This window comes from Caballeronia sp. INML3B, assembly GCF_023631305.1.
GTDB classification, from domain to species: domain Bacteria; phylum Pseudomonadota; class Gammaproteobacteria; order Burkholderiales; family Burkholderiaceae; genus Caballeronia; species Caballeronia turbans.
Map to the genome: position 1 here is coordinate 1 of NZ_JALQDI010000036.1, position 14,532 is coordinate 14,532.

At 63.1% G+C, this 14,532-nt stretch carries 11 protein-coding genes; 9 read left to right on the top strand and 2 right to left on the bottom strand.

Annotation, left to right across the window (positions count from 1 at the left end):
• The first annotated feature begins 105 nt into the window (after positions 1–105).
• The 8 genes from NCS58_RS14040 (at position 106) to NCS58_RS14075 (ending at position 10,221) form a co-directional block, all read left to right on the top strand.
• Entirely contained in the window at positions 106–636 is a 531-nt protein-coding gene (locus NCS58_RS14040; protein WP_061120796.1) for a DUF5943 domain-containing protein, read from the top strand.
• Positions 637–677: 41 nt separating this feature from the next.
• On the top strand, positions 678–2,741 hold the full coding sequence (locus NCS58_RS14045; RefSeq protein ID WP_061120797.1) for an NADH:flavin oxidoreductase: 2,064 nt from the start codon (positions 678–680) through the stop codon (positions 2,739–2,741).
• A gap of 14 nt (positions 2,742–2,755) precedes the next feature.
• The gene (locus NCS58_RS14050) at positions 2,756–4,666 is read left to right on the top strand and encodes a (Fe-S)-binding protein (RefSeq protein ID WP_061120798.1); all 1,911 of its coding nucleotides are present in this window, start codon (positions 2,756–2,758) and stop codon (positions 4,664–4,666) included.
• Positions 4,667–4,670: 4 nt separating this feature from the next.
• Positions 4,671–5,831, top strand: coding sequence for an electron transfer flavoprotein subunit alpha/FixB family protein (locus NCS58_RS14055; RefSeq protein ID WP_061120799.1), 1,161 nt, complete (start codon positions 4,671–4,673; stop codon positions 5,829–5,831).
• A complete protein-coding gene (locus NCS58_RS14060) occupies positions 5,828–6,586 on the top strand; it encodes a drug:proton antiporter (RefSeq protein ID WP_061120800.1) in 759 nt (252 codons plus the stop codon). Before NCS58_RS14055 ends, NCS58_RS14060 begins: the two co-directional genes overlap by 4 nt.
• Positions 6,587–6,682: 96 nt before the next feature.
• Complete coding sequence (locus tag NCS58_RS14065) at positions 6,683–7,981, top strand: SRPBCC family protein (RefSeq protein ID WP_061120801.1); 1,299 nt, start codon at positions 6,683–6,685, stop codon at positions 7,979–7,981.
• Between the two features lie 23 nt (positions 7,982–8,004).
• Positions 8,005–9,240, top strand: coding sequence for a hybrid-cluster NAD(P)-dependent oxidoreductase (locus tag NCS58_RS14070; protein ID WP_061120802.1), 1,236 nt, complete (start codon positions 8,005–8,007; stop codon positions 9,238–9,240).
• A gap of 126 nt (positions 9,241–9,366) precedes the next feature.
• A complete protein-coding gene (locus tag NCS58_RS14075) occupies positions 9,367–10,221 on the top strand; it encodes a glycine betaine ABC transporter substrate-binding protein (protein ID WP_061120803.1) in 855 nt (284 codons plus the stop codon).
• Positions 10,222–10,971: 750 nt separating this feature from the next.
• On the opposite strand, the gene purU is transcribed toward NCS58_RS14075, so the two are convergent.
• Both purU and NCS58_RS14085 read right to left on the bottom strand, forming a co-directional pair.
• A complete protein-coding gene (purU, locus tag NCS58_RS14080; protein WP_250538605.1) occupies positions 10,972–11,847 on the bottom strand; it encodes a formyltetrahydrofolate deformylase in 876 nt (291 codons plus the stop codon).
• Between the two features lie 119 nt (positions 11,848–11,966).
• Positions 11,967–12,878: a choline sulfate utilization transcriptional regulator gene (locus tag NCS58_RS14085; RefSeq protein ID WP_061120805.1), complete on the bottom strand. Its 912-nt coding sequence runs from the start codon at positions 12,876–12,878 to the stop codon at positions 11,967–11,969.
• A gap of 109 nt (positions 12,879–12,987) precedes the next feature.
• On the opposite strand from NCS58_RS14085, the gene betC reads away from it, so the two are divergent.
• Positions 12,988–14,523: a choline-sulfatase gene (gene betC / locus NCS58_RS14090; RefSeq protein ID WP_250477263.1), complete on the top strand. Its 1,536-nt coding sequence runs from the start codon at positions 12,988–12,990 to the stop codon at positions 14,521–14,523.
• Positions 14,524–14,532 lie beyond the last annotated feature (9 nt).

Consider the following 14,532-nt stretch of genomic DNA (forward strand, 5'->3'; position numbering starts at 1 on the left):
TGGAGCGAGTCGCGCATCAAGAAAGTGATGGGCGAAAACTGGATGCGCTTCTTCGGCGAAGTCTGGAACGTCTGATCACCAACGACAAATACAAGGAACCCTGCGATGCAACCTCAACTGCCTATCGACGTCGATCCGCAAACCGGCGTCTGGACCACCGATGCGCTGCCGATGCTCTACGTGCCGCGCCATTTCTTCACGAACAATCACGTCGCCGTCGAGGAAGCGCTCGGCCGCGATGCGTATGCGGAGATTCTGTACAAGGCCGGCTACAAGTCCGCGTATCACTGGTGCGATAAAGAAGCCGAGAAGCACGGCATCAGCGGCATGGCCGTGTTCGAGCACTACCTTAAGCGTTTGTCGCAGCGCGGCTGGGGCTTGTTCGACATCGTCGAAGCCGATCCGGCGACTTCGCATGCGCGCATCCATCTGCGTCACTCGTCGTTCGTGCTCCAGCAGCCGGGCAAGCAGGGCAAGCTCTGCTACATGTTCGCGGGCTGGTTCGCCGGCGCGATGGACTGGGTGAACGACACTGCGCCCGACAGCGCGAAGAAAGGCCCGCGCTCGAAGTCGATCGAGACGCAATGCGCCGCCGAGGGACACGATCATTGCGTGTTCGAAGTGTCGCCGCTGTAAGCGCCACGCACCGAAGCAAATCCATTCCGAGGTCGATCGCAATGCGTTACCCGAACCTTTTCAAGCCTCTCCAGCTCAACAAGCTCACGTTGCGCAACCGCATCGTCAGCACCGCGCATGCGGAGGTCTATGCCGAACCGGGCGGCCTGCCCGGCGACCGCTATATCCGCTACTACGAGGAGAAAGCGAAGGGCGGCGTCGGCCTCGCCGTGTGCGGCGGTTCGAGTCCGGTTTCGATCGACAGCCCGCAAGGCTGGTGGAAGTCGGTGAACCTCGCGACCGACAAGGTCATCGATCCGCTCGCGCGTCTTGCCGAAGCGATGCATCGTCATGGCGCGTTCATCATGATCCAGGCGACGCACATGGGCCGCCGTTCCGCCTGGCACGGCGAGCACTGGCCGCATCTGATGTCGCCATCTGGCGTGCGCGAGCCGGTGCATCGCGGCAACGCGAAGATCATCGAAGTGGAAGAGATCAAGCGCATCATCGCCGACTTCGCCGCGGCCGCCAAGCGCGTGAAGGATGCGGGGATGGACGGCATCGAGATCTCCGCGGCGCACCAGCATCTGATCGATCAGTTCTGGAGCCCGCGCACCAACTTTCGTACCGACGAATGGGGCGGCTCTCTGGAGAACCGCTTGCGCTTCGGCACCGAAGTATTGAAAGCCGTACGTGAAGCAGTGGGCGCGGACTTCTGCGTCGGCCTGCGCATGTGCGGCGACGAGTTCCATGAAGACGGGCTTTCTCACGAGAACCTGAAAGAGATCGCGCAGGCGATGTCCGAAAGCGGCCTCATCGATTACGTTGGCGTAATCGGCTCAGGCGCGGATACGCACAACACGCTCGCCAACTGCATGCCGCCGATGGCGCTGCCGCCCGAGCCGTTCGTCCATCTCGCGGCGGGCATCAAGTCGGTCGTGAAGCTGCCGATCATGCATGCGCAGAGCATTCGTGACGCGGGTCAGGCCGAGCGCCTCCTCGCGAACGGCATGGTCGATCTCGTCGGCATGACGCGGGCGCAGATCGCCGATCCGCACATGGTCATCAAGATTCGCGATGGCCGCGAGGACGAAATCAAGCAGTGCGTCGGCGCGAACTATTGCATCGACCGTCAGTACAACGGCCTCGACGTGCTGTGCGTGCAGAACGCGGCGACCTCGCGTGAGGCGACGATGCCGCATGTCATCGAAAAGACGCGCGGGCCGAAGCGCAAGGTCGTCGTGGTCGGCGCGGGCCCCGCGGGCCTGGAAGCGGCGCGCGTCGCGCGTTCGCGCGGCCATGACGTCGTGCTGTTCGAAAAGAACGATTACGTCGGCGGTCAGATCATGCTCGCCGCAAAGGCGCCGCAGCGTGAGCAGATGGCCGGTATCGTGCGCTGGTTCGACATGGAGACGAAGCGTCTGGGCGTCGATCGCCGTCTCGGTGTCGCAGCCGACGACAAGATGATCATGGCCGAGAAGCCGGACATCGTCGTGCTCGCGACGGGCGGCTCGTCGTTCACGGGCCAGGTGCCCGCGTGGGGCGTCGAGCAAGGCCTCGCGGTCGGCTCGTGGGACATCCTCTCGGGCAAGGTCGAGCCGGGCAAGAACGTGCTCGTCTATGACGGCGTCTCGACGCATGCCGGCGCGGGCGTCGCGGACTTCATCGCGTCGAAGGGCAATAACGTCGAGATCGTCACACCGGACGTGAAGGTCGCCGACGACACCGGCGGCACCACGTTCCCGATTTTCTATCGACGCCTCTATGCGCAGGGCGTGATCCACACGCCGAACTACTGGCTCGACAAGGTGTACGACGAAGACGGCAAGAAGATCGCCGTCATCCGCAACGAGTACACGGAAGAGCAGGAAGAACGCGCGGTGGATCAGGTCGTGATCGAGAACGGCATCACGCCGAACGACGCGCTTTACTGGAAGCTCAAGCCCGAGTCGCTCAATCGCGGGCAAATCGATGTGCATACGTTGTTCGCATCGCAACCGCAGCCGTGCCTGAGCGAAGAACTCGGCAACGGGCGCTTCCTGCTGTTTCGCGTCGGCGACTGCATCTCGATGCACAACATCCACAGCGCGATCTACGATTCGCTGCGCCTCTGCAAAGACTTCTAACGAGGTATTCGACGATGAACCCCGTGTTTGTCATCACCGCGCTGCTGTGGCTTTCGGTGGCGGGCCTCGCGTTCGCCCTGCTCAAGCGCGCAGCGTATTGGCGCGAAGGGCGCGCGACGGCGGCCGGCGCGTACGGATGGGCGAATCTGCTCAACATCCCTAAGCGCTATTTCGTCGATCTGCATCATGTCGTGGCGCGCGACCCGTATATCGCGAAGACGCACGTGGCGACCGCGGGCGGCGCGATTGCCGCAATGGCGCTCGTCTTCATCAACTACGGCCTCGCGATCTACTCGCCGTGGCTCGACCGCGCGATCTTCCTCGCGGCGATCATCATGCTCGCCGGCGCGGTGTTCGTGTACCGGCGCCGTCATGCGAAGAACGTGCCCGCGCGCCTGTCGCATGGACCGTGGGACAGCCTGCCGCTTCTGCTCGGCTCGTTCGCGCTCGGCCTTGCGTTGTTCATGCTGCTGCCCGCATCGTGGATGTCCGGCGCGCTCGCGATCATCGTCGCGCTGCTGATCGCCGCGGGCGCATACACGATGACCTTCGGCGCGGCGCAGGGCGGCCCGATGAAGCACGCGATGGCGGGTCTGCTGCATCTCGCGTTCCATCCGCGTCAGGAGCGCTTCAGGGCGAACACGCACCAGGAAGTCGTGCCGCCGACCGCGCTGAAAAAGCCCGTGCTGGATGCGAAGGAATACGGCGTCGGCAAGCCGGTCGAGTTTCGCTGGAATCAGCTGTTGAGCTTCGATGCCTGCGTGCAATGCGGCAAGTGCGAAGCTGCGTGTCCCGCGTTCGCGTCGGGTCAGCCGCTCAATCCGAAGAAGCTGATTCAGGATCTGGTCGTGGGCATGGTCGGCGGCTCGGACTCGCAATACGCGGGCAGCCCGACGCCCGGCATTCCCGTCGGCAGGCACACGGGCGGTCCGGCCAGGCCGCTCATCTCGCAGATGATCGAAGCGGACACGATCTGGTCCTGCACGACGTGCCGCGCGTGCGTGCAGGAGTGCCCGATGCTGATCGAACACGTCGATGCGATCGTCGACATGCGGCGCAACCAGACGCTCGTCGAAGGCAGCGTGCCGGGCAAGGGGCCGATCACGCTCGCGAATCTGCGCGAGACGGGCAGTCAGAACGGCTACGACATCGGCGCACGCTATGACTGGTCGGTGGATCTGCAAGTGCAGGTCGCGCAACCGGGCCGTCCGGTGGATGTGCTGCTGATCGCGGGCGAAGGCGCGTTCGACATGCGCTATCAACGCACGCTGCGCGCACTGGCGAAGGTGATGAACAAGGCGGGCGTCGACTATGCGGTGCTCGGCGGCGCCGAAACGGATACCGGCGACACGGCGCGCCGTCTGGGCGACGAAGCCACGTTCCAGCAATGCGCGTCGAAACTGATGAACACGCTTTCGCAGTACCAGTTCCGCCGCATCGTCACGGCCGATCCGCACGTGCTGCACAGCCTGCGCAACGAATATCGCGCGCTCGGCGGCTATTACGAAGTGCAGCATCACACCGCGTTCATGGCCGAGCTCGTCGCGAGCGGCAAGCTCTCGCCGAAGGCCGCCGCCGTGCTCGCGGACAAGAAGATCACGTATCACGATCCGTGCTATCTCGGCCGCTACAACGGCGAAACGGAAGCGCCGCGCAAGCTCTTGAAGACCATCGGCATCAAGGTCGTCGAGATGGAACGTCACGGCATGCGCGCGCGCTGCTGCGGCGGTGGCGGCGGCGCGCCGCTGACCGATATCCCCGGCAAGCAGCGCATTCCCGATATCCGCATCGCCGATGCGAGATCGGTCAGCGCCGATGTGGTCGCGGTCGGTTGCCCGCAATGCACCGCGATGCTGGAAGGCGTGGTCGGTCCTCGTCCCGAAGTGCTCGACGTGGCGGAACTCGTCGCCGCAGCGCTGGAGTGAAGCCATGAACGACATCAAACGAATCGATCCGCGCCGGCCTTTCATCGTTACGGCCGCCGGGCTGAAGCGCATCACGCTCGGTGAAGTCGGCAACGGCGTCGTGCTGGATTTCACGCACGGCGGTCACAGGGAGGCGGTGAAACCGCGCCGCACGACGAAGCGCGCGACACGCTCGCTGCTCGTCGCGGCGCATACGGATCGCGGCGCGCTCGACGATCACGCGCGCCAGGCGCTCGCCGCCGCGGCCTTGCTCGCGGACGATCAGACCGACGTCGTGCTGATCGCGTTCGGCGAATTCAAGGACGATGCCGCGGCGCTGGGCGCGGATCGTTTCATCGAACTGCCCGCGTTCGACCGGCGCAACTACGCGCCCGATGAAGAAGTGCGGGCGTTGACGGCATGCGTCTCGGCTTTCGCACCGGCGCAGATCTTCATGCCCGACAACGCGACCGGCGACGGCGATCTCGGCCGCCGTTACGCCGCGCGCGCCGACGCGTCGATTGCAACGCACGTCGTCGAGCTCGATGCGGCGCATGCCGCGTCGTATGCGCATGCGGGGCGCGCGGTCGCATCGCGTGCATTGCCCGATGTGGTTCTGCTTGCAGCCAATGCCGTCGATGCGAAGCTGCCTTTCGTCGGCGCGGGCGAGGCGGTGAATCCGGAGGGTATCGTGCCGGCATCGAAAGCGAGCGCGTACGTCGATCTCGGCATCGAGGAAATGGACGCCGCGCAGGTCGCGCTGGAAGAAGCGGACTTCATCGTGTCGGCGGGCAACGGCGTGTCCGACATCGCCGCTTTCGAGGCACTTGCGGGCACGCTGGGCGCGGCGATCGGTGCGAGCCGCGTCGCCGTCGACGATGGCAAGTTCACGCGCGACAAGCAGATCGGCGCAACGGGCAAGACCGTGGAAGCGAGCGTGTATATTGCGTTCGGCATTTCGGGCGCCGTGCAGCACTTGCAGGGCATCAAGGATTGCCGTCACGTGATCGCCGTGAATCTCGATGCGAGCGCGCCGATTGCGAAGCGCGCGAACCTTACGATCGTCGCGGACACACAGGAAACGATCAAGGCGCTGACCGATGCCGCCGCCGCCGCGCGCGCCGCGCGTGCCAACGGCACATCGATCCTGCAGACCGCGCGCGTGGCCGAAGGAGTTGCAGCATGAAAATCGCCGTTCTGGTTTCCACCGGCCGCCATCCCGTCAGCGGCACGGCGCGCTACAGCCGCAACGATGCGGCCGCGTTGACGATCGCCATCGACATTGCCAAAGCGCAGCGCGCGCAACTCGACGTGCTGCACGCAGGCGATCCCGCGAATCCGGCGCTCGCCGAATATCTCGCGCTCGGCGCGCCGAAAGTCGAAGTGCTCAACACGCAAGGCGACGCGTGCGCCGCGCTCGGCGCGCGGCTCGCGGGTTATGACCTCGTGTTCACCGGCACGCGCGCCGAAGGCGCATTCGACAGCGGCACGCTGCCTTACAAGCTCGCGGATGCGCTGAACGTTCCGCTCGTCGGGGCGGCCGTCGATGTCAGCGTGACGCAGGAAGGCGTGGAAGTGCGCCAGTTCATGCCGAAGGGTTTGCGCCGCCGCGTGCGCACGACGCTGCCCGCGCTCGTCGCGGTGCATCCGCTCGCCAACGCCGCGCCGCGCTATGCGTATGCGCGCATGCGTGAAGGCCACGTCGCGCCGGTCGCCGCGAGCGCCCCCGCCGACAAGGAAGCTGCGGCATGGAACGTCGGCCCCATCACGGCGAAGCCGAAGAAGCTGGCCGCGCCCGAGAAGCGCTCGGGCCACGCGCGCATGCTCGGCGCGACGACGACCGAAAGCCGCGGCGGCAGCGTCGTAATTGAAGGGAGTTCCGTCGAAAAAGCACAAGTGATTCTGGCGTATTTGCGCGAGCATCAACTCGTCGATTACTGATTTTCAGCCCAGCCGGGCGACCCACACAAGAAAGCAGCAGCCCGCGTTCAAAGGTGTTTGGCGGGGCACCAGACGTGACGCAAAACGGAGCACACGATGAAAGTTTCGGCAGACGTTCGCGCTTTGATCGAACGCCGCAAAAAGGGCCACACGCTCGAGGCCCCGTTCTACACGAGCGAAGAAATCCACGCGCTCGACCTCGATGCCATTTTCCGCAAGACCTGGATTCAGGTCGCCGTAGAACCGGACATTCCCGAGCCGGGCGACTACACCACGATCGAGATCGGGCACGATTCGATCCTGATCGTGCGCGACGACGACATGGAGATCCGCGCCTTCTACAACGTGTGCCGCCATCGCGGCGCGCGCCTGTGCAATCAGGAGAAGGGCTCGCTCGGCAATATCGTGTGCCCGTATCACAGCTGGACTTACAACCTCTCCGGCGACCTGATGTTTGCCGAGCATATGGGCGACCAGTTCGACCGCTGCAAGCACAGCCTGAAGAAAGTGCACGTGCAGAATCTGGCCGGCCTCATTTTCATCTGCCTCGCCGACGATCCGCCCGCCGACTTTGCCGTGATGCGCGAAGCGATGGAGCCGTATCTTGCGCCGCATGGCCTGAAGGACTGCAAGATCGCGGCGAGCATCGACATCGTCGAGAAAGGCAACTGGAAGCTCACGATGGAAAACAATCGCGAGTGCTATCACTGCGTCGCGAACCATCCGGAACTGACCATTTCGCTCTATGAATATGGCTTCGGCTATCAGCGCTCGCCTGCCAACGAGGAAGGCATGGCGGCGTTCGAGAAGACCGTCGAAGAGCGCACGAAGCAATGGGAAGCGATGTGCCTGCCGTCCGCCGAAATCGAACGCCTCGCCGATCTCGTCACCGGCTTTCGCACGCAACGGCTGCCGCTCGACCGTGAAGGCGAATCGCAGACGCTCGACGCGAAGGTCGCATCGAAGAAGCTGCTCGGCGGTTTCGAGCGCGCGGACCTGGGCGGGCTGTCGTTCTGGACGCAGCCGAATTCATGGCATCACTTCATGAGCGATCACATCGTGACGTTCTGCGTGATTCCGCTTGCATCGGGTGAAACGCTCGTGCGCACGAAATGGCTCGTGCACAAGGATGCGCGCGAAGGCATCGATTACGACGTCGACAACCTCACGGCAGTGTGGCGCGCGACGAACGATCAGGACCGCACCCTCGTCGAGTATTCGCAGCTTGGCGTCGCCAGCAACGCGTACGAGCCGGGTCCGTATTCGCCGTTCACGGAAGGCCTCGTCGAGAAGTTTTGCGAGTGGTACATCGGACGTCTTGCCGATTACGCCGATACGCCGCAACACGGCGTCGATGCGTCGCACGGCGAGAAAGTCGTTTCCTTCATGCGCTAAAGCAGTCGTAGCAGGAGCAGAACATGATGCGCGATCAGGCTACGTTCGAGCCGACCGAAAGCCGCGTGACCCAGCCGAAATTCTGGGGAACGCTGCCCGTGCGCTGGGACTGCGACACCGACGAGACGCTCGTCTGCTGTCACGTCCGGCAGGAAACGCACGACGTCAAGAGCTTTTTCTTCAATGCGCCCGGCGAGCGCACGTTCGTATTCGAGCCGGGGCAATTCATCACGCTCGAACTCGATATCGACGGCGAGCAGATCAACCGCTGCTACACGATCTCGTCCGCGCCGACTCGCCCGCACACGATCTCCATCACGGTGAAGCGGGTGCCGGGCGGCAAGGTGTCGAATTGGCTGCACGATAACGTCGTCGCGGGCTCGACCGTGCGCGTGCTCGGGCCGTCGGGCGAATTCACGTGCGCGCGTCATCCGTCGCGCAAGTACCTGTTTCTGTCGGCGGGCTCGGGCATCACGCCGCTCATGTCGATGAGCCGCGCGCATCACGAGCTCGGCGACGATGCCGACATCGTGTTCGTGCACAGCGCGCGCACGCCCGACGACATCATCTTTGCGCGCGAGCTCGATCTGATCGCGTCGAATCACAAGAACTTCCGCACGTCCTTCGTATGCGAGCGTATCGGCGCGCGCACGAGCTGGCCGGGCGTGACGGGCTTTCTGAGCCTGCCGTTGCTCAAGCTGATCGCACCGGACTTTCTCGAGCGCGAAATCTTCACGTGCGGCCCTGCGCCATACATGAAGGCGGTGCGCGACCTGCTCGACGAAGGTGGTTTCGATCGCAAGCATTATCACGAGGAGAGCTTCTCGTTCGGTGTCGTCGAAGACGTCGCGGCGGAGCTGACGACTGCGCATGTCGCCGATGCGCTCGCGACGCAGACGGATTTCGTCGAAGCGCGTGAAGAAGCGGCCGGTTTCGAACCGGCGCCGATTGAACCGATCTCGACGATCGAGACGATCGAAGTCGCGCCAGTCGAAACGAGGTTCAAGGTGAGCTTCGCGAAGAGCCGGCGCGACATCGAATGCGGCAGCGGCGAACACGTGCTCGATGCCGCGAAGAAAGCGGGCGTGCGTCTGCCTTCTTCGTGCACGCAGGGCATGTGCGGCACCTGCAAGGTGAAGCTCGTGTCCGGCGAAGTGAGCATGAAGCACGCGGGCGGCATTCGTCAGCGCGAGATCGATCAGGGCATGGTGCTGCTGTGCTGCAGCAAGCCTTTGAGCGATCTCGTCGTCGATAAGTGAAGTCCTCGGACCCTGATCGGGGTGCGTCGTTTCTTGACAACTGAGTGTCGGAAAAGTGCGTTACGGGCCAATTCTGGCTGGTGATTCTGTTCGCTACACGGCGTGGGGCCGCAAAGGGGAAACCAAATGAAACCGATGAGAAGAATGCTCGTACTTGGGGCGATGACCGCTGCCCTGGCTTCGAGCTTTATGGCAAGCGCCGCGGATAAGCCGACGATCAAGATCGGTTACGTCGAGGGCTGGGACGATAGCGTTGCGACGTCGAATGTCGCGGCACGAGTCATCGAGAAGAAGCTGGGTTATCCGGTGCAGCTCGTGCCGGTGGCGGCGGGCGTGATGTGGCAGGGCGTCGCGCGCGGCGATCTGGATGCGACGCTTTCGGCGTGGCTACCGGTCACGCATGGCGCGTACTGGAACAACTTCAAGTCGAAGGTCGTGAATCTGGGGCCGAACTTTCAGGATGCGAAGATCGGTCTGATCGTGCCGGAGAATGTCGACGTCAACAGCCTGTCGGATCTCGAAGCGAAGAAGGCGGAATTCGATTCGCGCATCGTCGGCATCGACGCGGGCGCGGGCGTGATGCAGAAGACGAGCGAGGCCATCAAGGCCTACAACCTCGACTACAAGCTGCTGCCGAGCTCGGGTTCGGCGATGACGGCGGAACTGGCGCGTTCGGAAGCGGCCAACAAGCCGATCATCGTGACTGGCTGGAAGCCGCACTGGATGTTCGCCAAGTACAAGCTGAAATTCCTTGAAGATCCGAAGAAGGTTTTCGGCGATGCCGAGCACGTGGATAGCGTGGTCAATCCTGATCTCGAGAAGAAGGCGCCGCAGGTGGTGGCCTTTTTGAAGAAGTTTCAGTGGAAGCCAGGCGAGATCGATAGTGTGATGCTTGCTACGCAGAATGGTGAGAAACCGCAGGCGGCGGCTGATGCCTGGATCAGCGCGCATGGGGATCGGGTGGATAGCTGGACTAAGTGAGGTTTTTTTGCGTTGGGCAACGCTGGAGCGTCGTGGGTTTTATTTCCTGCGGCGCTTTTTTTTTCGCCGGATCCCGTTTTGTTATTGGTTTATTAGCGTTGCCCCTGTGCGGGGCGGCAGTCACTTTCTTTGCTGCTGCAAAGAAAGTAACCAAAGAAAGCAGCTCGATATGCCCGCGGTCACACGCAGTTTGGCCATGCTTGCCAGGCGATCGTGGGCTGCCTAAGTGTCGCCCTCAAAGGTCTGACCGGGCTTGGCTCGCGCACGGTCTGTCGCCTCGCACCGCTTGACTCACTGGCTCAGCGCCAAATGGCTCCGGCCCGCTTCGCGGCCGTTGGGTCAATCGGGTCCGCCCGTAATGTCTTGCTAATGCTTCCATCTCACTGCGTGGGTGCTTCGTTGGTTTCCCTTGTAGACCCAGCGGCAGCGCGTAGCGCTGTGCCGGCGCTATTTGGTGCTGAACCAGCAAGTGGAGTGGTGCGATGAGACAGACCGTGCGCGATCCAAGCGCGGTTGGGCCTATGAGGGCGACACTTAGGCAGCCCACGATCACATGGCAAGCATGGCCAAACTGCGTGTGACCGCGGGCGTGTGGAGCTGCTTTCTTTGGTTACTTTCTTTGCAGCAGCAAAGAAAGTGACTGCCGCCCCGCATAGGGGCAGTGCTAATAGACCACAAACAAAACGGGATCCGGCGAAAGCCGTTCTTCGGGGCAGCGCTAATAAACCAAAAAGAACCCGGAATCCGGCGCTACCGCAAAACCACCGTCCGCTCCCCATTGATAAACACCCGCCGCTCGATAAACGCCTTGACAGCCCGCGCCAGCGTAATGCACTCCACATCCCGCCCGGTAGCCAACAACCGCTCCGGGCCATAAGAATGATCGACCCGCTCGACTTCCTGCTCGATGATCGGCCCTTCATCGAGATCATCGGTGACGAAATGCGCCGTCGCGCCGATCAACTTGACCCCTCGCGTATGCGCCTGATGATAAGGCTTCGCACCCTTGAACCCCGGCAAGAACGAATGATGAATATTGATCGCACGCCCGGCAAGCTTGCGACTCGTCTCGCCAGAAAGAATCTGCATATACCGCGCAAGCACCATCAACTCCGCGCCTGAAGTCTCGAACAGATCGAGCAAACGCGCTTCCTGCTGCGACTTCGTATCGGCGGTGATCGGCAGATGGTGAAACGGCAAGCCATGCTGCTCGGCCAGATGCGCGAGATCAGTATGATTCGACCCGATACCGACGATATCCATCTTCAGCTCGCCCATGCGCCAGCGGAACAGCAAATCGGCGAGACAGTGCTCCAGCTTCGACACCGTGATGAGCACCTTCGGCCGCACTGCGAGATCGTGCATCGCCCAGGTCATCGAGAAGCGCCCGGCAATCGGCTCGAATTCGCGCTTCAGCATCGCCAGATCGAGCGGCTCTTCAGGACGCGCGCCATGAAATACACAGCGCACGAAAAAGCGTTCCGATAAATCGTCATCGAAGACGGTGAGCTCGTCGATATAACCGTGATGCCGCTCCAGAAAACCGACGATGGCGGCGACCTGGCCCGCCGCGCTCGGGCACGAAACGGTAAGCACCAGTTGATCAAAGCGGGAATCGGCTGCCATGCGTGCTCCACATTCGAATGGTTGCAGCGCCGCGAAATGCGGCGAGCGTACGCGCTAGTAGAGCAAACGCGCGCTCGTCCCGGATAGAAGCGAACCGCCGAGCGAATAGTACGAAAGCGTCAGCCGGCGACGTCGCATTCGTCGAGCAGCCACTCGCTGAACGCGCGCACGGCCGCCGGCGGCTCGCGCGGCGTGACGAGCACGTAGCCGCGATCGGTGACGAGCGGCGCATCGCAGAGTGCGACGAGCTGCCCCGTCGCGACGAGTTCGTCGATGAGCGGCGCCCAGCCGAGCGCAATGCCCTGGCCCATCACCGCCGCATGCGCGACGAGCGCATAGCTGTTGAACGTGAAGCCGCCGTGCGTCGGCGGCGCCGTGAGGCCTTGCGCTTCAAACCACGCGCTCCACGAGAGCCAGCGCTCGGGAAAGGTCGGTTCGAGATGCAGAAGCGGCAGTCCGAGCAGATCGGCGGGCGACACGGGTTCGCTCCTGCCCGCGATCAGCGCGGGGCTGCATACCGGCATCACGCGCTCGGCAAAGAGCTTGACGGCGCTCTTCGTGCCCCATTCGGCTTGCGTATCGCCGAATACGATGACGACATCCGCATGATCGCCCGATGCGCTCGGCAGGCTCTGCGACGTGATGATCTTCACATCGACATCGGGCATCAGCGCCTTGAACTGCGGCAGGCGCGGCATCAGCCAATAGGTGGCGAAGCCGAAGTCCGTCGAGAGCGTAAGCGTGCGTTGCGCGTGACGCGCGCGGATCTCCGATGTCGCCGCGCGAATGAGGTCGAGCCCCTGACGCACCGCATCGAAAAGGCGGGCGCCGTCTTCCGTGAGCGTGACGCCGCGATGCCCGCGCTCGAAAAGCGGCGCGCCCAGCGATTCCTCCAGCTGCACGACGCGCTGGCTCACGGCGGGTTGCGTCGAGCCCAGCTCGCGCGCTGCTGCCGTGAAGCTCGCGAGACGCGCGGCGGATTCGAACATCGATAACGCCTGCATCGGTGGCAGGCGGTCCGGCCGCGGCATAACTCCCCCTTATGAACGCATAACGTTTTGCTGTCTTCACAGCCGCGATTTAAACGGCAATAGTGACGCTGAACGCTTCAATCAAAGATTCTATTCGAGGCACGCATTCATGCTTGAGACGAAACAAAATATCCTCGTGTTGATGGCCGATCAACTCACGCCCTTCGCGCTCTCCGCATACGGCAATCGCGTGACGAAGACGCCGCGCATCGATGCGCTCGCGAAAGAAGGCGTCGTGTTCGAATCCGCGTATTGCGCAAGTCCGCTGTGCGCGCCGTCGCGCTTCTCGCTACTCGCGGGCAAGCTGCCATCGAACATCGGCGCGTACGACAACGCCGCCGAATTTCCCTCCGAAACGCTGACCTTCGCGCACTATCTGCGCGCCGAAGGCTATCGCACGATCCTCTCGGGCAAGATGCATTTCTGCGGCGCGGATCAGTTGCACGGCTTCGAGGAGCGCCTCACGACCGACATCTATCCCGCCGATTTCGGCTGGACGCCCGACTGGCAGAACTCCGATGCGCGCCCGACGTGGTATCACAACATGAGCTCGGTCATCGACGCGGGTCCGTGCGTGCGCACCAATCAACTCGACTTCGACGACGAAGTGACGTTCACCGCGCGTCAGAAGCTCTTCGATATCGCACGAGAGCGCAATGCGGGCCGCGACGCTCGGCCTTTCATGATGGTCGCATCGCTCACGCATCCGCATGATCCGTATGCGATTCCGCGCAAGTACTGGGACATGTACCGCGATGAAGATATCGACATGCCTTCGTATCGCGATTCGCTCGACGCATGCGATCCGCATTCGAAGCGCCTGCGTCACGTGTATGAGGCGGACCGCACGCCTCCGACCGAGCATCAGATTCGTCACGCGCGCCGCGCGTATTACGGCGCGGTGTCCTACGTCGACGATCAGTTCGCATCGATCCTCGAAGCGCTGGAACAGGCCGGCCTGGCCGACGATACGATCGTCGTCGTCACGTCCGATCACGGCGAGATGCTGGGCGAGCGCGGCCTCTGGTACAAGATGACGTTCTTCGAAGGCGGCTGCCGCGTGCCGCTCATCGTGCATGCGCCGAAGCAGTTCCGTGCGCGTCGCGTGGCGGAATCGGTCTCGCATCTCGACGTGCTGCCGACGCTCGTCGAGTTCGCGCGTGGAGAAGCGCCACAATCGTGGCCCGACAGCATCGACGGCCGAAGCCTCGTGCCGCATCTGCGCGCTAGCGGCGGCCATGACGAAGCGATCGGCGAATATCTCGCGGAAGGCGCGGTCGCGCCCATCGTGATGATCCGGCGCGGGCGCTTCAAATTCATTCACTCGAGCGTCGATCCCGATCAGCTCTTCGATGTGAAGGCGGACCCGTTCGAGCGCGAAAATCTCGCGGGCGATGAACGTCACGCCGCGCAAGTGGCCGAATTCCGCGCTGAAATCGCGCGCCGCTGGAACCTCGACGCGTTGCATCAGGACGTGCTGAAAAGCCAGCGGCGGCGCCACTTTCATTTCGCGGCGACGACACGCGGCACGATCCAATCGTGGGACTGGCAGCCTCACGTCGATGCGAGCCAGCGCTATATGCGCAATCACATCGATCTGGACGATCTCGAAGCGATGGCGCGCTTTCCCGCCGTCGAGCACTGAGAACGCGAT